This window comes from Candidatus Phycosocius bacilliformis (genome assembly GCF_003112735.1).
GTDB classification, from domain to species: Bacteria; Pseudomonadota; Alphaproteobacteria; order Caulobacterales; family Aquidulcibacteraceae; genus Aquidulcibacter; species Aquidulcibacter bacilliformis.
In genome coordinates this window covers 21,885-42,906 of sequence record NZ_BFBR01000001.1, presented here as the reverse complement: position 1 = coordinate 42,906, position 21,022 = coordinate 21,885, and the positions used below count along the sequence as shown (strand labels likewise).

Genomic DNA, 21,022 nt, shown 5'->3' with positions numbered 1-21,022 from the left:
TTGTCAAGCGCACTGGAACTTCCCCCCGCATTCTCCGGCCACATGCTGTGACCGACCAAGCTTGAAACCCGCCAATTGTGTTGTCGTTGGCATTGACCTGCGTGCATCGAGAGATATTGGTCGGCAGGCTTGGCTGGGTTCAGCTTTACAAAAACTTTGGCGCGCACCCTTTCAGGAGCTATCGAAATGGAGAATGACGGTAACCTTAAATGCTTAATAAATGGATATTCCTGGCTGGTATTGGCAGGATTTGAACTTCAGTCGTCGTTTTGGACTATACTCACCGAGTCCCTCAGTTGATAATTTCCTTGCTTTTCAGAATGCTCAATTCATTTACTTTTTATGCTAATGTAACTTCGTTTACCGCGACAACATTTGATGCCCAGCCAAGCGCTGATTCGTTCCGTTGTCGGATGACCTTCTTTGTCGCTGCAGTTATAGATTTGTTCTATTGTAAATAGTCAATCAATCAATTTGCCAAATCTCATATCCACTCTATATCGCCCCCCGTGCCGTTCCATTGTTGGCGCGGCCTAGGAGAAAAACACAATGTTGACCGTAGGCGATACCCTCCCCGCATTTACCGTGACCGGCGTGAAGCCAGGCTTCAAGGCCCATGAAGAAAAAGGCGAAAGCGCCTTCTTCGACATCACTGAGACCAGCTTTGAAGGCAAGTGGAAGCTGATCTATTTTTACCCCAAGGACTTCACTTTTGTCTGCCCAACTGAGATTGTCGGCTTTGACAAGCTGGTCGGCGAATTTGCAGACCGCGACTGCGTCGTCTTGGGCGGTTCAACCGACAATGAGTTCTGCAAGCTGGCCTGGCGGCGTGAGCATCCAGACCTAGCCAATCTGAAGCAATATGCCTTTGCCGATACCAAGGGTGAGCTGGTCGACGGTCTGGGTGTGCGTGACAAGGCCGCAGGCGTTGCACTGCGTGCCACCTTCTTGGTGGACCCAAACAATGTGATCCAGCACGCATCAGTGAATAATTTGAACGTTGGTCGTAACCCAGACGAAATCTTGCGTCTGCTGGACGGCTTCCAAACCGATGAACTGTGCCCTTGCAACCGCCCTGCAGGCGGCGCTGTTCTCTAAGCTAAATGCGTCGGATGGCTGGGCAACCCCGACATCCGACGCCTTTTTTGTCTGCCTCGATTTGAGGCCTTGTCTGATGGTCGGCTGACCGAGGATTCCTCCCATGACGCTTGAACAATTGCGCGAACAAATTCCCGATTATGCCAAGGATATTCGCCTGAACCTTGGTTCGTTGGCCAATGAAACCACGCTGACCGACCAACAAAAGTGGGGCACTTTTCTGGCTTCTGCTGTGGCGATTGGTCAGCCTCAGGTGGTGCAGGCTTTTGAAGCCGAAGCCCAAAGCCGCTTATCGCCTCAAGCTATGGATGCGGCGCGATCCGCCGCGGCGATCATGGCGATGAACAATGTCTATTACCGGGCGCTGCATCTGATGCATAATCCTGAGTATCAGACGCTGCGGGCAGGCTTGCGCATGAACGTGCTCGCCAATCCCGGCGTGGAGAAGATCGATTTCGAATTGTGGAGTCTTGCGGTCTCGGCCATCAATGGCTGTGGCATGTGCTTGGACAGCCATGAGGCGGAGTTGAAGAAGCACGGTGTGCCAGCACTCACGATCCAAGCCGCACTGCGCATTGCCTCTGTGGTGGCTGCAGCCAGTGCGGTTCTGCGCGCAATTCCCTAAGACCACTCTGAGGGAATGGGGGGCGCAGCACCCGTGACGGTGATGCGCCCTTTGCCGTCTTTAAAAGTCAAAGCTGATCTGATCGGTAGCTTTGGTTCTGGGCTTTGAGGCCCGCCGCGCGATAGCGCGGGCCTCCGACACCTGCCGTATCCCCGATTTTCGGCTGCCATGCCGGTCTTGGATTGTGCGGGCGTGCATGCGGTGTTTGTCGTCCCGGCGGACATCATGGATCGTTCGACGGGCAAAGGCGGCCGCGGCAACATGATCCACCAAGGGTGCAGGATAGGCCAGATGCGGGCCATCGGCAAAAGCCAGATGTTGGGCGGCCATCCAAGGCTCATGGATCAGCTCACTTGGCAAATGCGCCAATTCGGGTATCCAACGACGGATGAAATCGCCTTCCGGGTCCTGATCGCGTGATTGCTTGACCGGGTTATAGATACGCGGGGTATTGATGCCGGTCGTTCCGGATTGCATTTGCACCTGGCTATAGTGAATGCCGGGCTCAAAGTCGGTGAATTGGCGGGCAAGCCACGTCGCGGGCAGCCGCCAGTCCAGCCAGAGATGATAGCTGGCAAAGCTCATTACCATCGCCCGCATGCGGAAGTTGAGCCAGCCGGTCGCCGCCAAGGAGCGCATGCAGGCATCGACAAAGGCAAAGCCGGTCTGGCCGGTGATCCAAGCCTGCGCCACGGCCTGATCTTCCGGCTTTGCCTGCCGCAATCCATCATAGGCCGGATGCAGGTTCCGACATTCGATATCGGGCTGGTCTTCCAGCTTCTGGATGAAGTGGCAATGCCAATGCAGTCGGGCAATGAAGGAATTGATTGATCCGGCAAAGACCTGATCGCCAGCAGCCTGATAGCGGGCGAGCGCCCGTGACGCGGCACCATAGGCTTCGCGCATGGATATGCTACCAAAGGCCAAATGTGGAGACAGGCGCGAGCAGGCCACAGCCCCTTCTGCTGGGCTCGACATGGCTTTCCGATAGGGCCTGCCACGATCGGCCAGAAAGCTTTTCAAACACGACACACCCGCCGCGCGGCCACCGGTTTGGCGGTCTGGGCAGGGCTCATCAGCCAGACCCAGACCTGCAGCATCCGGCATTTCGTCGCTGCGCCAGTGGACAGCCCGGATATGGTCGGGGGCGGGCAAGACCGCCTCACCCATCAGAGTGTCCCAGCGCGTGGCCCAGCCATTTCGTGTTGTAGGCCCGCGCCAAACCCCGTGTTGGCGAAATTCCTGCACGCCAACTCCGGCACGACGGGCCCAGGCGCGCACAGCCTTGTCGCGCTGATAGGTCCATAAAAGCCCGGTTTCCTCATGGGCGTGAATGGTGCGGATGCCGTGGGTCTGATGCACGCGGGACAGCACGGCACATGCCTCGCCCACAACTACCACAAGGCCCGCCCCGCGCGCGGCAAGAGCCGCATCGAGGTCTCTGAGGCACTCGACCAAAAAATCATAGTGGCGGGCTGACATTTCCGGCTGTGCCCATAGATCGGGCTCAATGATGTAGAGCGGCAGGACGGGATTGCCGGTCGCACATGCCGCCACCAGAGCCGCATGATCATGCACCCGCAAGTCGCGCTTGAACCAAACGACTTCCAGCATGGCCAGCCCGCCCCCTCAGCGTCCGGCCTGCTCGGCCACCAGCTTGGGCAATTTTTCCTTCAATTTGAAAAAGCCCCCGGTCGCCAAGGGCCATGTCTTGCTGTCCCAGGCCCGTCTGAGGCGGACGAGCCGGATGCCATGGGAGGTCAGGGCGGCTTGCACATCTGCCAATTGCCACCCAGTCGGGCCGACTGGGGCATAAGGGGTGACAATCTCGCGCACATTGAGGCTGGTTGCCCACGCCACCAAGTCCTCGACGGATGCCCGGACTTGGGTGTCGACGTCAAAATCGGCCTGCATCCGGGCACACGCATCCTGCTCGGCACGGCGCAGAAAGCAGTTCTTGGGCCCATCGTTGGGGCCGATGATTGCTGAACCGAGCACCGCCGCACCAACCACTTTGGCTGGTATATTGATGGAGTGCGGGTGCAGATCGTCAGCGGTCAGCAATAAGCCCACCCGGCGTTCCAAGCACATCTCAGCCAGCGGCAATTGTCCCGGCCCCGTTTCAAGGAATGGTTCTGCCAAGGGTAATGCCGTCTCATTCAATTGCCCAACAGGATTGAACCGGCCTTGGGTATGGGCTTCGATATTGCTGGCGCGCGCCACATAATGCTTGCCCTTGGTGTGCAGGCCCGCAACCCAGCGCCAAGATAGGGTGTTGGAGGCGACATCGGCATCCATGAGGTGCTTGAAGAAAAAATCTGCACCCAATTGCCAGGGCAATTGCAATGTAAAAATCCAGATGCTGGCAAACCACATGCGTGCGTGATTGTGCAGCCATCCCAAAGTCGTCAGTTCCTCTACCCAGGCATCAAAACACGCAATTCCTGTTTGTCCTGCGCGGGCTTGGGCAAGGCGGTGGGCGAGGTCCGCATCGTCAGCCTCCAGCCTCTTTAAGGCGAGGCGATCGGAATTGAAGCGGGTCAGAACTTGGGGCCGCAATTCCAGCCACCCCTTCCAATAGCTGCGCCAATAGACTTCCTGGATGAATTTCTCCGCCTTTACAAAGCCATGCACTTGCAAGACCCGTCGCCCCACTTCTTCTTCAGTCAGGATGCGCCGCGCCAGCCAGGGTGAGAGGGCCGATACGTTCGAACGATCCTGCGGCCCCAAATCCGTGTTGCGCGTGCGCGCATAGGCAGGTCCTGCTTGGGGAAGGAACGCCTCCAGCCGCGCCAGACCTGCGGCGCGCGTGGGCGTCCAGTCAACATGGCTCAAAGGCTGCAGAGAGTGGTTATACTGCACTAATGACATAATATGCCTACGCATCATTGCCTGTTGTGGATCAGGTTGCTGAGGTTTGGCATTCAGTCAGATGTGACCCGCACAATGTGAGCTTTAGGTGCGGCAATAGTCAGTTTCACCAGCATCAGGTCGAAAGCTTAGATTCAGAATCTGGCGGACTTGGGGGACGTTTCGGTTAAGCGCAACGTCAAGCGCGTATTGAGGTGCAAACAGTCCGGTATCGCCGCACAGCACTATATCGGGCATCACGGGTCCGACAGTGCTTTTGCCCGAGACATCGAGAAACTCTGCAGACGGTGAAGCAAACACCAATTGGCTGTGCTTAAGGCGGAAGAAGGCAATCTCACCGAGTTCGGTGGTCGGGTTGGAGCTTGGCGCACCAATGAGGATGCCAAGGTTGAAAAACTGGATCGCGCGCGCAAGCTGAGTGGCTGAAGAGCCCGTATCCTGATCCATAAGGACCCGCACCCGGGCAGGTGCGAGTATGGAAGCAAATTGCGACACCCCCTGGCCCTCAAAATGACGCGTTGCCTCCATCGGGATTGAATCCAATGCTGCGACACCGTCCGCCCCCAGAATGGCGCGACGCCACGGCGTAAACCGAAGCAAGGGGGGCACAAATTCAGCCAGCGCGTCTTCGTAGGCCTTAGAGCGCTTCCAACGCTTTCCTCCGCTTAATGGCACATCCTTGTTGGTCAAAACCGCCAATAATTGAGAGGTCATACGACCCGCACCACCGCGATTTCCGCGCAAATCTAGGATGATGTCTGTGACTTTACCTTGAGAGAGAGCAGCGCGCAGCTGAGTCAAGAGCGCACCCCATTCATTTTCATAACGCTGGTCAAAGGCTCCAACAGTCAGACGGGCCACGTTCATATCGACCACAAGAGAAAAAGGCACATTCCCCCTTTTGTCTTGTTTGCCGCCCCCCGATTTGCTGAGGAGTGGGTGGGTCCGCTTGGACATTGTCACCCCGTCTATCACCATCTGTGCGCCATCTTGGAAGGTGAGGCGAAAGGGGCCGTCGATACCCCAGAGCCATAACATATCTGGGCCGCGACTACGTATGCGTTGGGGCAGGTCCAGCGGATTATAAGAGCTATAGCTTTGCTTGGCCCAAGCAACGAAGTCGGCGGCGGGCCGTCCATTAATGCGCTCGACAGGGCGATTGTCGATCAAGAGGGACCCATCAGATCCCAGTGCAATAGGCCTGTCCAACCTCTTGCCGCCGCGCGCAGCATCCAGATTCCAGTTTTCGTAGGGAAACATGACATAGATGTGTGACGAGCGATACGTGCCAGCGAGCCCCATCGCAGCCGCCGCGACCTCACGGCGGGATATTGTGGCCGGTAGCGCTGCTTCAATATTGGCAATAAACGCATTGGTCTGGCTTATCTCAGGGATTGGCGCGCCGTCAGGGATCGTCGCCCTGATAGTTTGGTCAAGAGCGCGGAGGTCGTCGATGGCCGATCGTCGATCAATTTGGCCTTCGACAATTCTTGCGGGCGCATCCAGCAGGATTGGTCCACGCGGTGTTTGTGCCCCTGCCGAACCAGCCAAGGCCAAGACAAACAAGCCAAGGGCAACAGGCTTAAACCCATAATCCATCGTCTTCCCCAAATTCAATTAGCCGATCTGGTATAGGTGACCAGCCGAATTGATCTTGTAAAAAAGCGACATGTGAACAGCCGCGTACACGGTCAGCCTTGGGCGTAACGCCGCTCCATAACCGATAGGCTGAAGTGAAATGGGCTTGGTCAAAAAAGCCGTATTCCAGAGCAATGTCCACAAGGCTTTTGGTTCCAGCAAGCACGTCGCGCCGTGCCGCCTGTAGTCGACTGAGCATTCTACCTGCAGCCATCGTTTGACCAGTTTGCGCGCGGGCCAATCTTTGCGTTTGGCGGAGCGATAAACGGCGTTCTTGCTGTGAATCAGGGGCCGCTGGAACACCACCACCGGCTCCCAACCTGGTCACGCATTCCTGCGAGATTGGCACAAGCTTTTCGGTTAGACTGGGCAGATAAACGTCCGATTGTCCAAGAGTGTTGTTTGCAACAGGTCGAACAGCCACAGGCCCGTTGGCGCGGATCTGGCAGGCTGCAAAAAATCGATGAGGACCTGCAATGACAGGACCTGACAAAGAGGCTTCCCCTGGGCGCTGGAATGTTGCCGTCACGCCTGGCAGCGGAATGAAGGCTTGGGTTTTGCCCTGGGCAATGATCGAAAAGGTAAGTTCATTCGAAGCAGATCGGTCTGGTCTCAAAATCATAAAGCGTGCCATTGTCTGCCTCTCAGTCTTTGCGCCATAAGCACGCCATTGAGCTTACCTTGAAGTAAGAATGCTCAGAAGGGAATGTCAAATCGTGACGAAGCATGAGGAGTTTGGCAGAGGGCAACAGGAGCACATACGGGCCCCAGCAGTCCAAACTGGTTAGATTCGCGCCACTTAGATCGGCGTATCCGGCTGAAACACGTCTCGTCTCTCATCCCAAACGAGGCAGGTAATCGGGGGCCTTGTGCCGCATGCGTCCCAATGCCCCGCGCTTCGAACAAGCCTCAGAATAGTTTTTTACATTCCGCCCAAACCCCCAATCTGCAAGGCCAATTGCGTGTCCGGCAGGTGGCGGTGGCGAGGGTGGGGCAAAAATCTTGCTTGCATTTGGGCCCGACATCGTGTCTGTGCGCGGCGGGCCACCCGCTCCCACCGGCGGGCGCTCATCTGAAAGGATGGGAATAACATGACTGCGAATACCCCCAAGCCGCATATGCGGCCCGCTGACCCGCGCTTTTCCTCGGGTCCCACCAAGAAGCGCCCAAATTGGAGCCTTGATGCCCTATCCGGCGCGGTTCTCGGTCGCTCACACCGCTCCAAACCCGGCAAAGCGCGCCTTAAACTGGCGATCGATCTGACGCGTGAGGTTTTGCAAGTACCCGATGGCTATCGCATCGGCATCGTCGCTGGTTCTGACACAGGTGCGGTCGAAATGGCCATGTGGTCCATGCTGGGTCCCAAGCCTGTGGCAACACTTGCCTGGGAAAGCTTCGGCGAAGATTGGGTGACCGATGCGGTCAAGCAATTGAAACTCGACACCACGGTCATCAAGGCAGGCTATGGCCAATTGCCGGATTTGGCCGCAATCCCGGCCAAGACCCATGATGTGGTCTTCACCTGGAACGGCACCACCTCGGGCACACGCGTCCCCAATGCGGACTGGATTCCAGCTGACCGCGAAGGCATCACCATTTGCGATGCAACCTCGGCTGCCTTTGCTCAAGCCCTTGATTGGGACAAACTCGATGTTGTGACCTTTTCCTGGCAGAAAGTGCTGGGCGGGGAAGGCGCGCATGGCATGTTGATCCTTGGGCCCCGCGCCGTGGAACGGCTTGAGAGCTATACCCCAGCTTGGCCGATGCCAAAGCTGTTCCGCATGACCAAGGGCGGCAAGCTGGTTGAGGGCATTTTCGAGGGTGAGACCATCAATACCCCGTCCATGCTGGCGACTGAAGATTATATCGATGCGCTCAACTGGGCTAAAAGCGTGGGCGGGCTTGAGGGCCTTCATGCCCGGGCCGATGCCAATTTGGCCGCGATTGCAGACTGGGTGGCCAAGACGGCTTGGGTCGATTTCCTCGCCGCCACCCCTGAAAGCCGGTCCAACACTTCTGTGTGCTTGAAAGTGGTTGATCCGCGAGTCACGGCTCTGTCCGATGATGGTCAGGCTGACTTTGCCAAGAAGCTCGCGGGCCTTTTGGACAAAGAAGGCGTTGCTTTGGATGCGGCGGCTTACCGCGCAGCCCCTCCAGGTTTGCGGTTGTGGTGCGGGGCGACCATCGACACCGATGATGTGATTGCCCTCACCCCCTGGCTCGATTGGGCGTTTGAGACCCTGGTGGCTGAGCTTTAGGCCCGCAATTTACGCGTTTAAACCCCTTCCCTTACTGAAAAGGGGAGGGGCCTCCTCCCCCCCCCCACTTTCTTAGTTTTGCGTGTCGCTGAGGATCACTCCCCGACCCGCGACATCTGCCCTCAAGGACAATGAATATGACCGAACCCCGCGTTTTGATCTCAGATAAGATCAGCCAAGCCGCGATTGATATTTTCAAGAACCGCAATGTCGCGGTTGATTACAAGCCCGGCATGACCAAAGCCGAACTGATCGCTTGCATTGGCGATTATGACGGCTTGGCGATCCGTTCAGCGACCAAGGTTGATGCCGATGTGTTAGCTGCGGCTACCAAGCTCAAAGTGATCGGCCGGGCCGGGATTGGGGTCGACAATGTCGACATCCCTGCCGCCACAGCGCGCGGCGTGATTGTGATGAATACCCCGTTCGGCAATGCCATCACCACAGCAGAACATGCCATCGCGATGTTGTTTGCCGCGGCCCGCCAGATCGGTGCAGCTGATGCCTCGACCCAAGCTGGCAAGTGGGAAAAGAACCGGTTCAATGGGGTGGAGCTTTATGCCAAGACCTTAGGCGTGATTGGCTGTGGCAATATTGGGTCCATCGTTGCTGATCGCGCCCTTGGCCTGCGCATGAAAGTCATTGCCTATGACCCTTTCCTCAGCCCAGAGCGGGCCATTGAGATTGGTGTTGAGAAGGTGGAATTGGACGACCTTCTAGCCCGAGCAGATGCCATCACCATGCATGTGCCGCTGACCCCTCAGACCCGCAATGTGTTGTCAGCTGAGAACCTCGCCAAAACCAAGAAGGGCGTCATCATCGTCAATTGTGCGCGCGGTGGTTTGGTAGATGAGGCCGCATTGGCCGAGCATCTGAAAACGGGGCGTGTGGCTGCTGCGGCCTTTGACGTGTTTGCCGAAGAGCCTGCGACCAGCAATGTGCTGTTTGGCTGCCCCAATTTTACCGCCACACCGCATTTAGGGGCATCAACCACCGAAGCCCAGGAAAATGTCGCCCTGCAAGTGGCCGAGCAGATCGCCGATTATGTGCTGACCGGGGCTGTCACCAATGCCCTCAACACAGCATCGGTCACGGCAGAAGAAGCCCCCAAACTCAAACCCTTTATCGCGCTATGCGAGCGTTTGGGTGCCTTTGCAGGTCAGATCGTCGATGATGGCCTCGAAGCAATTGAAGTCGAATATGAGGGCGAAGTCGCAGGCCTCAACACACGTCCTTTGACGGCCTCACTTCTGGCGGGGATTTTGAAGCCGCTCTTGGCTGACATCAATATGGTCAGCGCGCCAACCATTTTGAAAGATCGCGGCACCCCTTTCAGCGAGGCCAAGCGCGATTTGTCGCCGACCTATGACAGCCTGATCCGGGTCAAGGTGAAGACCGGTGGCAAATGGCGGACCGTCGCTGGTGCCCCGATTGGCGGCCAGCCCCGCATTACCGAAGTCAAAGGTATGGCTCTGGAGGCTGCCTTCCACCAACGCATGCTGTTCATCAATAATTCCGACACGCCCGGCTTTATCGGCGCATTGGGTACCAAACTGGGGGCCGCGGGTATCAATATCGCCACCTTCAATCTGGGCCGGGTGGCGGAAGGGGAAGATGCGATCGCGCTGGTTGGCATTGACCAAGCTGTGCCAGCCGCCTTGCAGGCTGAACTGAAGGCGCTGCCCCAGGTTCGCTATGTGAAAGTGCTGGAATTCATCTGATTTTGGCCAACACCGACCGCGGTTTAACCGCAAGTCGGCCCAATCAGCCTCCCTAATCACTTTTGATCCCGCGTCGGCTTGCCGTCGCGGGATCGTCATGTTCCAGACATCGGTTTGTCGTCAAACCACCCTATCGCCCCACACAGGTAAAGGCGAAGGTGTTGGCAAATGGCGCAAGCAGGCGCATGGAACAGAAAAATGGAGGTTGCGATGGCATTGACCCGTCGGGCAGCATTGACGTCTGGTGCCCTTGTTGCTGCAGCTTGTACCGCGTCGGCAGCCGCTGCCGATAATGCCCTGTTCGCCCATGGTGTGGCCAGCGGTGATCCCTTGACCACTCAAGTTATCATCTGGACACGTGTCAGTCCCCGGTTGGCCGGGCGCGATGTTGAGGTGACGTGGACCATGGCCACCGACCCGGCCCTGACGCAAATTGTCAAGCGCGGGAAAGTGCGAACAGGTCCCGCCCGCGATCATACTGTCAAGGTCGACGTGACCGGCCTCAAGCCAGGCACCCATTATTATTACGGCTTTTCGGTCGGCACCGAACAATCCATCGTGGGCCACACCCAAACCGCTCCCGCCTCTGGCGGGGCGCGGCTGAACATCGCCTTGGTATCATGTTCCAATTTTCCAGCCGGCTGGTTTCATGCCTATCAAGCCATTGCCCGGCGCGGTGATGTCGACCTCGTGCTGCATGTCGGCGATTACATTTATGAATATGGGCCGGGGGAATATGCCACCGAATGGGGCAAGACCGTGGGGCGGATCCCAGAGCCGGCGCATGAATGCCTGACCCTGGCAGATTACCGGCAACGCTACAGCCAGTACCGCCGCGATCCAGACCTGCAGGCCGCCCATGCCTGTGCACCTTGGCTTGTAACCTGGGACGATCACGAGACATCCAATGACGCTTGGAAGGATGGGGCGGAAAATCACGATCCCGCGCGTGAGGGCCCCTGGACCTTGCGCAAAGCAGCCGCGCTGCAGGCCTATTATGAGTGGATGCCCTTGCGCGATCCGGTTCCGGGCAAGCCATTCGAAGCAATCAACCGCAGTTTTGACTGGGGCGATTTGGCCACCATCGTGATGCTGGAAACCCGCCTGATGGCCCGCAGCTTCCAATTGGACTATGCCACCGATCTTAAGATTGGCCTGTTTGATGTTTCTAGTGGGCAGCCAGTTCCGATCACCGATCCGGCGCGCTTGCAGGGGATAGACCGCAAAAATCTGCCCCCCGGTGTGATGGCCTTGCCTGATGTAGCAGGCTTTAAGGCCAAGAAGCTGCTTGATCCGAGCCGTGAGATGTTGGGCGCCAGCCAGCAGGCGTGGGTGGCTGACACCCTGTCCCGCTCCGTCAGTTCCGGCAAGAAATGGCAGGTCTTGGGCAATCAAGTGATTATGGCAAAGGTCAAGTCCCCCGATTTCAAAGCAGGGCTGCCTGCCCAGGTCCTCGACGCAGTAGCCAAAGCCAGACCCGAGACGCGCGCCTTTTTTGAATTGTCGCGTTTTGATGTGCCGTTCAATTTGGACGCGTGGGACGGCTATCCTGCCGCGCGAGAGCGCCTTTATGCCGCCGCCAAGCAAGCTGGTGCCCGTCTGGTCGTCTGCACCGGGGACACGCATGCCGCTTGGGCCAATAATCTGCGCGATGATCGGGGCGAGATACGCGGGGTGGAGTTTGGCTGTACGTCGGTTACCAGCCCAAGCATCGCCGATACATTTGCCAATTTTGGCCTTGAGGGCGATGAGCTTAACCGTCTGATTGTCGAGTCTAATCCAGATGTCGCTTGGCATGATGAGACCAAGCGCGGCTATACATTGATCAGCCTAACACCTGAGCGGGTGAGTGCTGATTTTCTCGAAATTGATACGGTCAAGTCAAAGAGCTTCCTTCTGTCGACCGCCACGCGCTGGGAAGCTCGCTTTGATGCCAAACCCCAACCGTTGGAGGCGGTGAAGGACTTGTCAGGGTCTTCAAACCGGCCCTAGATGGGGTCATGAGCCTTGATAATGCCGCCCATCCCCTGCCGCGCCGCGCCCCGAAAATCTGGTTTGAGCGGCAGGAATTCGACATGATCCTCAACCTGTATGGTCGGGGGCAAATGGCGGGTGAATGGCGCGATTATGCCATTGATGATGGCCCGGAAGCTGTGACCTTTTCCATTTTCCGACGGGCCAGTGAAAACCCGCTCTACCGCATCGAAAAGCGTCCGGCACTGGCCAATCGGCAAGGCCAATGGTGTGTCTTGGGGGCAGCGGGCCAAGTCCTCAAGCGCGGCCATGAACTGGGTGCCACGCTCGATGTGCTGGAGCGCAAACTCCTCAAAGTCGTCAAAACTTAGGGAAAGGATGGCGGGTGACCCGGCTTTCGCTCAGTCACCCCCCACCGCGACGCCCTGGCCTATTTGCGCTTGGCCGTCCACGTCATGAGGAAATTGCGACCGTCTGATAAGGTCTGGCCTTGAATTAAGGCATGGGCTTTGATGCGGCCTGAATGCCAATAAGTGCCAGATTGGTCGGATGTGCGGCCTGCAAAGATAAGCTCATCCCCCTTGATTGTGTAGCGACCATTTTGGACCTCACTGCCATAAAAACGTCCCTTGAAGGTTCCCGCAGTGACGTCGGTAACGATGAATTCGGTCTTGCTGGGTGCACTGTCTGGGTCGTGGTTCAACGACACGTCCCAGCTTCCCAAAAGGGCTGACGGCGCTGGACTGAAATTGATCGCCTCATCGGCTTCGTTCACATTAATGGCAATACACCCGCCCAAGGACATGAGCGCGGCTGCCGCCATGATGATACCTGCTTTTCGTCTCATTCAACTTCCCCACATAGTGATCGTCCCGTGCTTTTCTTGCCGCAACGTGGGGCTTGGGGCCAGTTAAAGCCTTGTAAGGTGGATGCTCACGCCAGAAGTGCCTTTGGCATCTTCCGTCAAATGCGCTTCCAGAAAATGGTCGTCGCGGCGGGTATGCCATCAGGGGTCAAGGCATAGTCGGGCAGAGGGGGCAGGGGGCTGTAACCGGCCTTGGTATACAAATGCTCTGCCGGCGAACCTGTCTGTGTATCGAGAACCAGAAGCGATTTTCCACCCTGCCGCGCCCGGTCTTCAGCCGCCGCCAAAAGTCTTGACCCCAGCCCCAATTGGCGCACGCGGGAATGAACGATCATTTTCGAGATTTCGCCGCGATGAGGTTGGTTCTGTGGCATGTCCAGAACAAGCTGGACGGTACCAAGGATGGCCCCGCCGATCTCGGCCACCAAGAGGGCTTTGTCGCCTTGCGCTACGGCGCGTGACACGCCATCCCAATAGGATTGCGCGCGCGCCTCATCGAGTGGTTTGAGAAACCCAAGCGATGCCCCACCCTCAACGGCATCGATCAAAAGGCTGGTCAAATCGTCACGTTCGGGCGCGCTCAAGGCGCTTGTCACGGCCCGAATATGCATCAGGCAAAGCCCGTCCCGCCAGTCGCCAGGCCGCGTCCGGCGATATCGGCCAGCGTCTGATCCCAGCAATGTTCGCGATAATGGCCTGCGATCTCCACCGCAGTTGTAAACCACACCTCATCCTTGTGTGATGTGATGTGGGCCAGCGCCCGTTCGAAGGCTTTGATGCGATGGCTTTGGCTGACCAAATAGGCATGAAGCGGGATACACATGACGGTACCACTCTCCGCACCTTCTTCGAGCAATTGGTCGAAATGGCGGATCAGCACATCGGCATAACGCTCCGCACTCATCGCCAGCGCGCCATAGGTGATCACATCATTGACTTCGAGCGAATAGGGCATGCTCATCAGCTTGCCTGTCTTTGTCTTGATCGGCTGGGGTTGGTCATCTTGGAAGAGGTCGCACGTATACCAGAAGTCATATTCGGCGATCAGGTCGAGCGTGCGTTCGGTATGGGTGAGGGCAGGGGCCAAATAGCCCCGAATGCGCTGACCTGTGGCCGCCAGCACCGTCGCAATCGAATCCTCCAGCACAGCGCGTTCTTGAGCTTCGGTCATCTCATAGGAATAGCGGGTATTGTATATGCCATGGGAGAAGAACTCCCACTTGCGGGCGACACAGGCTTCAATAATCTCTGGGCAATGCTGGCACATCGCCACATTGAGCGAGATCGATCCGCGCAGATCATAGCGGTCGAGCAATTCCATCAAACGCTGGTGGCCCACCCGATTGCCCCAATCGCGCTGTGAATAGCCTACCACATCCGGTGAAGGCTTGGGCCAACCTGGCCGCTTGGGGTTCACCGGCGGCATGAACTCATAATATTCAATATTGGGCGCGATCCAGAAGGCGAGCTTCTTCTGGCCGGGCCAGACGATTTTGGGCCGGTTCATATAAGGCCAGTCGTCATAGAGATTAGGGTCAGCCTGCATAGATGAAGTTTGCGCGACCTGTGGGGGGAAGGCAAGGGGCTGCTTGATTGAGGCTCTCAGTCATGGGGAAATCTAGCAAGGCGGATGCGTTACGATCACGCGCCACGGCTAGCCCATTTACGCTCCCCAGATGATGCTCGTCGATAGGGATGACAGCCTGTCCAACAGGCCCCTATACTGCGCCCAGCAAAGCTCTTGGGAGACACAAGCATGCCCCGATCAAAACAGACATCGCGCCGCACAGTTTTAGGGGCTTTCGGGGCCGGTTTGACGGTGCCGCTGCTACCCAGTTTTGCCGCAGCAAAAGGGCAGACGGGGGCCGATGCCCGCTTTGCCAAGATTTCTGCTGACTGGCTTGATCAGACCATGCGGCTAAATCCGGTCACTGCGACTTGGACCGGTGATCATCGTTTTGACCATCTCCTGCCTGATATGTCCGCCAAGGGGCGGGCTGAAAGCCTGCAACACGCCAAAGCCAGTCTGGCCAAGGTGATGGCTCTACCCGCCAACAGCCTGTCGCGCGACAATCAAGTGGATCGGGCCATGTTGCTCAATGAGGTGCAGGCCCAGATTTGGCGCAGCGAGACCTTGGAAGAATGGGCGTGGAACCCCTTGGTGTGGCAGGATCAGGCCGGGAGCAGCCTCTATAATCTGTTGGCCCGCGAATTTGCACCCTTGCCCCAACGCCTGAAGGCTGTGACCGCGCGTCTGCGCCGCCTTCCAGGCTTTCTGGCTGAGGCGCGGGCGAGCCTTGTACCGAGCCGCGTTCCCACACCCCATGCACTCACATATGCGGCCCAGAACCAAGGCCTCAAATCTATCATTACTGATATGGTTGAGCCGGTAAAATCGGCTTTGCAAGGCGTTGACCTTGCAGCCCTTGATGCGGCAATTGCCCAGTTTTTTGCCGCAATTGACACCCATCAGAACTGGATCGAGACGACTTTATTGCCCGCAGCCAAGGCCGATTTCCGGGCAGGTGCCCGTGTCTTTGACCAGCAACTTGCCTATACCTTGCTGTCACCCCTCTCACGCCAAGAGATTAGAAGCCGGGCTGACGCGGCTGTCAAACAGGTTCGCGCCGACATGTATGCGGTCTCGGTTCGGGCTTTGGCAGGCCATGCCGATGCCCCGCCCATGCCCGCTGATCCGACGCCAGACCAGCAACAAAAGGTCATTCGCGCTGCACTTGACCTGGCCGCAGCTGATCGGCCCGCGCGCGACAAGCTGGTCGAGGTTTCAACGGAGGCAACCGAAATTGCCCGCCAATTTGTCGCCAGTAAGGATCTGATCCGTCTGCCAGACGGCCCTGTCCGCATCATCTTGATGCCGGAGTTCCGGCGCGGTTTTTCTGTGGCTTATTGCGACAGTCCCGGGCCGCTGGAAAAGCATTTGGACACATTCTATGCGGTCTCGCCCATTCCCGATGACTGGACCGATCAGCAAGCGATTTCCTTCACCAGCGAATATAATCGCCGCGCCATCCAAGATATTGCCGTACATGAAGCCATGCCCGGTCATTATGTTCAGATTTTCCACGCCAATACCCACCCTTCCATTTTGCGGGCGGTGCTGGGGTCGGGCAGTTTTGTGGAAGGCTGGGCGGTCTATGCTGAGACGATGATGGTGGAAGAAGGCTTTATGGCCGACGATCCGCTTTATCGTTTGACCCAGCTCAAAGTGCTGTTGCGCACCATCACCAATGCCATCATCGATCAGGCCATCCATGTCGATGACTGGAGCGAGGCCCAAGTCATGACCTTCCTGACCGAAACCGCCTTCCAGGAAGAACGCGAAGCCGCCGGTAAATGGCGTCGTGCCCAATTGTCTGTCACCCAGCTCTCCACCTATTTCGTCGGCTTCTCCGAACACATGGAAGCGCGTGCCGCGGCCAAGGCCAAACAAGGCGCGGCCTTTACGCTTAAGGCCTATCATGATGGAATATTGGGCTTTGGCTCACCGCCTGTGCGCTATGCACGCGCGCTGTTGCTGGATGAGGCGATTGGGTGAGGGGGATCACCCCCAAAACTTGCGCAACAAGCAAATTCGGGAAGCTGCGAGCACAGCGAGGCTTAGAGCCGGCCTGACGCGAAAGCCGACGGGTCAGTCCCGTGCCAAGGTGGCTCATGATTGTCATCCCGGACGGCGTTAGCCGATCCGGGACCTTGTGCCGCATTTTCACATGGAGGTCCCCGCTCTCCGCTTCGCTTCGGCGGGGATGACATCGAGAGTTAAAACCCTCACCCCCGCCCAGCAAACCAGGCGTCAATCTCTGCCACGCCCACCACGTCGGCATATTTCAACAAGAGGTCTGTCAAATTGGCGAAATGATAGCTTTCGTGCTTATCGGCCACGCATTCTTCCGGCACGATGGTGCGATAACCGTGGCTGAGGCTGTCCACCGCCGTGGCGCGCACACAGCCTGATGTTGAGCCCCCCGTCACCACAACAGTATCGACCTTGTGCCAGACGAGATAGCTGGCCAGTTGGGTCTCGAAGAATGCCGATGGCATGCGCTTGGTATAGGTGAGGTCAACCCCATGATCGATCTCACAGCGGGGGTCGAATTGGTGGCGTTCGCTGTCATATTTGATGTTTTGCAAGCTGTCGGCCGTATTGGTGCGCGTGCCCCAGACACCTGCATCGCCCGCATCGGGCTTGTAAGCCACCCGCGTCCAGATCACCGGCATGCCGGCCGCCCGCGCCAAGGCACTGATCCGGTTTGTATGCTCAATCTGGCGGGGATCGGTAACATAGGCGGTGTTGGGGAATAAATCCGGCCGCGTGTAGGCTTGCTGGAAGTCGATATTGACGACCGCCAGTCGTTCGCCAAAACCAAAGCGGGCGCGATTGGGGTTGGCGCGCACCCGCTCAAACATTTGCCGCGCCGTCAAATCCTCCCGCACCATGGTGGAGGCAAAGGTCAAATCAGTGTCGGTCGGGGCCATGGTGTCACGTCCTTGCTGCGGCAGAAACTGGAAAGGATATATCTTCTTTCTGGCCGGTCCGGCAACCTGCCAAGGCGGGCTGCATCAGTTCGGCTTGCTGGCCAGCGACACAGAGGGCTGCGGGAAGCCTGCGTCGACAAAAGCTGTGGCAATGGCCATTTGCGCCTCATAGGCAACCTGCCAATAATGGTCATTGTGGCAGAAGGGCCGCACGACGAGGCGTGGTCCGGCTTCTGCAAACTCAAGGATCTCGGTGACCGGGCTTGGATCGGCAAGAATATTGGCGATGCCGCTTAACGCAGCGCGTGCGACGGCTTTGGCCTCATCCGGCGCGATGCTGGCAGCCAGCTGAACGCGCAAATCCACTGCCCGATAGGGATTGGCCGAAAAATTCTGGATGATGGAGGTCGACACCGCATTATTGCCAATCGTGGTGCGGACATTGTCTGCCGTGTTGAGTGTGGTGGCAAACATCGTGACCTCGACCACCGTGCCTGAAATGCCCGCCACAGCGACCACATCACCCACGCGAAACGGCTTGAACAGGATAAGGAAGACACCGGCGGCAAAGTTTGACAACAGGCCCGACCAGGCCGCACCAATGGCCAATCCACCGGCGGCCACCAAGGCAGCCAAGCTCGTGGTCTCAATCCCGAATATGTTCAGGATGGCGATGATCAGGAAAATATTGAGCCCGATGGTGACGATGGAGGTGATCCAAGTCCGCAACGTCGCATCCATCGCCCGGCTGAGCAGACCACGCAACAAGGCCCGGTTTATGAAGCCGATCACCCAGCGGCCGACAAACCATAAAAGGATCGCGCCGATCAGTTTCAGGCTGATGTCGGCCAGTCGTGGCAGAAGCAGGGTTTCAATCTGGCTGATCGGGAGGTTGGCCGGGCCTGCGGGCAATATTTGGGACAAGGACTGCATGGCTCTTCAAAAGCGTGGATTTGTGGGCCGGGTCAAGGCGTGGCTGACGCGATAAGGTTTGGGACACGGCCTCGCCGTTTGGGAGGGCACCGCCTTGTGGGTTTGGCTTTTCTACTTGGAACCGCTTTGGTGAAACCCATGTTTCACCAAAACGGCCCATCGAGTTTGAGCGCGACATCTGGGTCGTCAAGTGTCGGTTTTCTGTGAAAACCGATCGCACCGCGACGCAGCAAAGCTGCGCACGTGACCACCCAGATGTCGCAAGAACAATTGAGAGTGCGGTTTGGCGACCCTGGGGATCACCAAACCGCTTCCAGACAAAAATCTTCTCTAAACGATGTCATCCCCGCCGCAGCGCAGCGAAGAGCGGGGACCTTGTGGCGCATGTGCGTCACATGATCCCGGATCGGCTGCCGCCGTCCGGGATGACAACACTTTGTATAATTGCACTTTTTTAACGGTGTCATCCCCGCCGAAGCGCAGCGCAGAGCGGGGACCTCCTCGCGTTCTTGCAGCACAAGGTCCCGGATCGGCTACCGCCGTCCGGGATGACAGCGCATTGTATAATTACACTTTTCCCAACGGTGTCATCCCCGCCGGAGCGAAGCGAAGAGCGGGGACCTCCTCGCGTTCTTGCAGCACAAGGTCCCGGATCGGCTGCCGCCGTCCGGGATGATACCCGTGTCACCCCGCCCCGCCGATGGTCAAGCCACCGATGCGCAATGTTGGTTGACCAACCCCGACAGGGACAGACTGGCCAGCTTTGCCACAGGTGCCGACGCCATCATCAAGGCGTGAATCATTGCCGATCATGGAAATGCGCGTGAGGGAGGTCGGCCCGTCACCGATCAGGCTGGCTCCTTTGACGGGCGCGACGATCTTGCCATTTTCCACCAGATAGGCCTCGGTGCATTGGAACACGAATTTTCCCGACGTGATGTCGACCGAGCCGCCACCGAAATTGGTGGCATAGATTCCGCGTTTGAGACTGGCGACGATCTCGGCGGGGTCCATCGAGCCTGACTCCATCGTCGTGTTGGTCATGCGCGGCATCGGGATATGGGCAAAGCTCTCGCGCCGGCCATTGCCTGTCGGGGCCACCCCCATCAGGCGCGCATTCATGCGATCCTGCAGATAGCCAACCAAAATGCCATCTTCGATCAGCACGGTGCGCTGGGTCGGCGTGCCCTCATCATCAATGGTGAGCGACCCGCGCCGGTCGGCCAATGTGCCATCATCAATCACGGTGACACCCGGTGAGGCCACGCGTTGGCCGATCATGCCAGCAAAGGCACTGGTGCCCTTGCGGTTGAAATCGCCCTCCAAGCCATGACCCACGGCCTCATGCAACAGCACGCCGGGCCAGCCGGGACCCAGCACCACATCCATTTCACCGGCAGGTGTTGGGATGGCATCGAGATTGACGAGTGCGACGCGCAAGGCCTCGTCAGCCAATTCCTTCAAGCGGCCCGACTCAATCCAGCGTGCATAATCGGCCCGCCCGCCAGCCCCCGCCGAACCACTCTCTCGCCGTCCGTCCTTTTCGGCCGTGACCGAGACATTGACCCGGACCAAGGGCCTCGTGTCGGTGCGCACGTCGCCATCAGGCCGCACAATGGCGATTTCCTTGCGCGAGGCTGCCAGCGAGACCGACACTTGCACCACACGGGGGTCCTTGGCCCGCACATAGGCGTCAATCTCGCCCAAGGTTGCGATTTTGGTCTCAAAACTCGGGGCCGCCAGAGGATCAGCGTCGGCGTAAAGCTTGGCATTGGTGCGGGCAGGGGCCGTGGCCAGACTGCCCGAATAGCCACGCTTGGCAATGCTGGCCGCCGCAGAGGCGCGTTTCAAGGACGCATTGGATAACTCATTGGCGTGGGCATAGCCTGCGGCTTCACCGGCCACGATGCGCAAACCAAATCCTTCTTCAGAATCATAAGATGCGGACTTAAGGCGACCATCATCCCACAGAAAGCTTTCCCCGCGTGTGCGTTCCAGGAATAACTCGCCGTCATCGGCGTGGTGCAGCGCGTCCTTCAACACCGCTTCAGAGCCAGCTTCGAGGGCCATATCGGTCAGTGACGGTGCCAAGTTGGAGGTCAATGCATGCTCGCTCATGAGGTTTCCTTTTCTGTCATGCAGACTTAAGCCCTGTTTGCGCCATTGCAAACCAGCCGCGCAGCCCGGATGCAGAGCGCAGTGTTCGCCGATCAAATTGAAGTGAAAATATAGGGCATATCTTAGCCTCTGGGCGACCTGTTGGTGGCTGGGATCGGCTGCAAAAATAGGCTCAGAACCTGGTCAAGGGCCCCTCTTATCCTTGCAGGCCCAGCAAAATTGCTTTGGCAACTGAAAAGCATGGTGTTTCCAATGTGTCGGCCTACTTTCCCCGCGCTGCCCAAGCGTGTTATGGCCACGTGGTGGAGGGGTGACTCAGTGTCGCCCTGCGACAATTTGCGCACATCGACGCACGTGACAATTGGTCTCAGAGAGCTATGTCGCTCCTACGAGACCCCGTCAGGTGGTTTGACGTGGTTAAGGGGAG

At 57.8% G+C, this 21,022-nt stretch carries 17 protein-coding genes; 7 read left to right on the top strand and 10 right to left on the bottom strand.

Annotated features, from left to right (window positions below; genetic code table 11):
- The first annotated feature begins 549 nt into the window (after positions 1–549).
- A complete protein-coding gene (locus PbB2_RS00195; RefSeq protein ID WP_108983278.1) occupies positions 550–1,098 on the top strand; it encodes a peroxiredoxin in 549 nt (182 codons plus the stop codon).
- 103 nt (positions 1,099–1,201) lie between these two features.
- Positions 1,202–1,723, top strand: a complete 522-nt coding sequence (ahpD, locus tag PbB2_RS00190) for an alkylhydroperoxidase, AhpD family (RefSeq protein ID WP_108983277.1) — start codon at positions 1,202–1,204, stop codon at positions 1,721–1,723.
- A gap of 60 nt (positions 1,724–1,783) precedes the next feature.
- Here ahpD and PbB2_RS00185 read toward each other — a convergent pair whose 3' ends face one another.
- The 4 genes from PbB2_RS00185 to PbB2_RS16340 form a co-directional block, all read right to left on the bottom strand.
- Positions 1,784–3,337 carry an FAD-binding domain-containing protein gene (locus PbB2_RS00185; RefSeq protein ID WP_108983276.1) on the bottom strand — a complete coding sequence of 518 codons (1,554 nt, stop codon included), beginning with the start codon at positions 3,335–3,337 and terminating at the stop codon, positions 1,784–1,786.
- 15 nt (positions 3,338–3,352) lie between these two features.
- The gene (locus PbB2_RS00180) at positions 3,353–4,594 is read right to left on the bottom strand and encodes an FAD-binding domain-containing protein (protein ID WP_192576080.1); all 1,242 of its coding nucleotides are present in this window, start codon (positions 4,592–4,594) and stop codon (positions 3,353–3,355) included.
- Between the two features lie 84 nt (positions 4,595–4,678).
- Entirely contained in the window at positions 4,679–6,193 is a 1,515-nt protein-coding gene (locus PbB2_RS00175; RefSeq protein WP_108983275.1) for a S41 family peptidase, read from the bottom strand.
- On the bottom strand, positions 6,177–6,854 hold the full coding sequence (locus PbB2_RS16340) for a helix-turn-helix transcriptional regulator (RefSeq protein WP_272949219.1): 678 nt from the start codon (positions 6,852–6,854) through the stop codon (positions 6,177–6,179). The genes PbB2_RS00175 and PbB2_RS16340 overlap by 17 nt, the downstream gene beginning before the upstream one ends.
- A 469-nt stretch (positions 6,855–7,323) precedes the next feature.
- Between PbB2_RS16340 and PbB2_RS00165 the strand changes: the two genes are divergently transcribed.
- From PbB2_RS00165 to PbB2_RS00150, 4 genes are all read left to right on the top strand, one after another.
- Positions 7,324–8,490, top strand: a complete 1,167-nt coding sequence (locus tag PbB2_RS00165; protein WP_108983273.1) for a phosphoserine transaminase — start codon at positions 7,324–7,326, stop codon at positions 8,488–8,490.
- A 137-nt stretch (positions 8,491–8,627) separates the two neighbouring features.
- Complete coding sequence (gene serA, locus PbB2_RS00160; protein WP_108983841.1) at positions 8,628–10,211, top strand: phosphoglycerate dehydrogenase; 1,584 nt, start codon at positions 8,628–8,630, stop codon at positions 10,209–10,211.
- A gap of 210 nt (positions 10,212–10,421) precedes the next feature.
- Positions 10,422–12,203, top strand: a complete 1,782-nt coding sequence (locus PbB2_RS00155; protein WP_192576079.1) for an alkaline phosphatase D family protein — start codon at positions 10,422–10,424, stop codon at positions 12,201–12,203.
- Between the two features lie 8 nt (positions 12,204–12,211).
- Positions 12,212–12,556, top strand: a complete 345-nt coding sequence (locus tag PbB2_RS00150; RefSeq protein WP_108983271.1) for a DUF2794 domain-containing protein — start codon at positions 12,212–12,214, stop codon at positions 12,554–12,556.
- A gap of 59 nt (positions 12,557–12,615) precedes the next feature.
- Here the strand turns inward: PbB2_RS00150 and PbB2_RS00145 are convergent, their stop codons facing one another.
- From PbB2_RS00145 to PbB2_RS00135, 3 genes are all read right to left on the bottom strand, one after another.
- The gene (locus PbB2_RS00145) at positions 12,616–13,032 is read right to left on the bottom strand and encodes a hypothetical protein (RefSeq protein ID WP_133245660.1); all 417 of its coding nucleotides are present in this window, start codon (positions 13,030–13,032) and stop codon (positions 12,616–12,618) included.
- Between the two features lie 116 nt (positions 13,033–13,148).
- Complete coding sequence (locus tag PbB2_RS00140) at positions 13,149–13,634, bottom strand: GNAT family N-acetyltransferase (protein ID WP_305790422.1); 486 nt, start codon at positions 13,632–13,634, stop codon at positions 13,149–13,151.
- A 26-nt stretch (positions 13,635–13,660) separates the two neighbouring features.
- A complete protein-coding gene (locus PbB2_RS00135; RefSeq protein ID WP_108983268.1) occupies positions 13,661–14,596 on the bottom strand; it encodes a polysaccharide deacetylase family protein in 936 nt (311 codons plus the stop codon).
- 210 nt (positions 14,597–14,806) lie between these two features.
- Here PbB2_RS00135 and PbB2_RS00130 point away from each other — a divergent pair, with 210 nt between their 5' ends.
- Complete coding sequence (locus PbB2_RS00130) at positions 14,807–16,606, top strand: DUF885 domain-containing protein (RefSeq protein ID WP_108983267.1); 1,800 nt, start codon at positions 14,807–14,809, stop codon at positions 16,604–16,606.
- A 230-nt stretch (positions 16,607–16,836) separates the two neighbouring features.
- On the opposite strand, the gene PbB2_RS00125 is transcribed toward PbB2_RS00130, so the two are convergent.
- From PbB2_RS00125 to tldD, 3 genes are all read right to left on the bottom strand, one after another.
- Complete coding sequence (locus tag PbB2_RS00125; protein ID WP_238164776.1) at positions 16,837–17,544, bottom strand: isochorismatase family protein; 708 nt, start codon at positions 17,542–17,544, stop codon at positions 16,837–16,839.
- Positions 17,545–17,628: 84 nt separating this feature from the next.
- Positions 17,629–18,477 (bottom strand): mechanosensitive ion channel family protein, encoded by an 849-nt coding sequence (locus tag PbB2_RS00120; RefSeq protein ID WP_108983266.1) that lies wholly within the window; start codon positions 18,475–18,477, stop codon positions 17,629–17,631.
- A 684-nt stretch (positions 18,478–19,161) separates the two neighbouring features.
- The gene (gene tldD, locus PbB2_RS00115) at positions 19,162–20,547 is read right to left on the bottom strand and encodes a metalloprotease TldD (protein ID WP_238164825.1); all 1,386 of its coding nucleotides are present in this window, start codon (positions 20,545–20,547) and stop codon (positions 19,162–19,164) included.
- Positions 20,548–21,022: the final 475 nt, after the last annotated feature.

Excerpts from the sequence above, each read along its gene's own strand:
- PbB2_RS00195 (WP_108983278.1), top strand. The coding sequence starts at position 550 with ATGTTGACCGTAGGCGATACCCTCCCCGCATTTACCGTGACCGGCGTG.
- ahpD (WP_108983277.1), top strand. The coding sequence starts at position 1,202 with ATGACGCTTGAACAATTGCGCGAACAAATTCCCGATTATGCCAAGGAT.
- PbB2_RS00185 (WP_108983276.1), bottom strand. The coding sequence starts at position 3,337 with ATGCTGGAAGTCGTTTGGTTCAAGCGCGACTTGCGGGTGCATGATCAT.
- PbB2_RS00180 (WP_192576080.1), bottom strand. The coding sequence starts at position 4,594 with ATGTCATTAGTGCAGTATAACCACTCTCTGCAGCCTTTGAGCCATGTT.
- PbB2_RS00175 (WP_108983275.1), bottom strand. The coding sequence starts at position 6,193 with ATGGATTATGGGTTTAAGCCTGTTGCCCTTGGCTTGTTTGTCTTGGCC.
- PbB2_RS16340 (WP_272949219.1), bottom strand. The coding sequence starts at position 6,854 with ATGATTTTGAGACCAGACCGATCTGCTTCGAATGAACTTACCTTTTCG.
- PbB2_RS00165 (WP_108983273.1), top strand. The coding sequence starts at position 7,324 with ATGACTGCGAATACCCCCAAGCCGCATATGCGGCCCGCTGACCCGCGC.
- serA (WP_108983841.1), top strand. The coding sequence starts at position 8,628 with ATGACCGAACCCCGCGTTTTGATCTCAGATAAGATCAGCCAAGCCGCG.
- PbB2_RS00155 (WP_192576079.1), top strand. The coding sequence starts at position 10,422 with ATGGCATTGACCCGTCGGGCAGCATTGACGTCTGGTGCCCTTGTTGCT.
- PbB2_RS00150 (WP_108983271.1), top strand. The coding sequence starts at position 12,212 with ATGAGCCTTGATAATGCCGCCCATCCCCTGCCGCGCCGCGCCCCGAAA.
- PbB2_RS00145 (WP_133245660.1), bottom strand. The coding sequence starts at position 13,032 with ATGAGACGAAAAGCAGGTATCATCATGGCGGCAGCCGCGCTCATGTCC.
- PbB2_RS00135 (WP_108983268.1), bottom strand. The coding sequence starts at position 14,596 with ATGCAGGCTGACCCTAATCTCTATGACGACTGGCCTTATATGAACCGG.
- PbB2_RS00130 (WP_108983267.1), top strand. The coding sequence starts at position 14,807 with ATGCCCCGATCAAAACAGACATCGCGCCGCACAGTTTTAGGGGCTTTC.
- PbB2_RS00125 (WP_238164776.1), bottom strand. The coding sequence starts at position 17,544 with ATGGCCCCGACCGACACTGATTTGACCTTTGCCTCCACCATGGTGCGG.
- PbB2_RS00120 (WP_108983266.1), bottom strand. The coding sequence starts at position 18,477 with ATGCAGTCCTTGTCCCAAATATTGCCCGCAGGCCCGGCCAACCTCCCG.
- tldD (WP_238164825.1), bottom strand. The coding sequence starts at position 20,547 with ATGGCCCTCGAAGCTGGCTCTGAAGCGGTGTTGAAGGACGCGCTGCAC.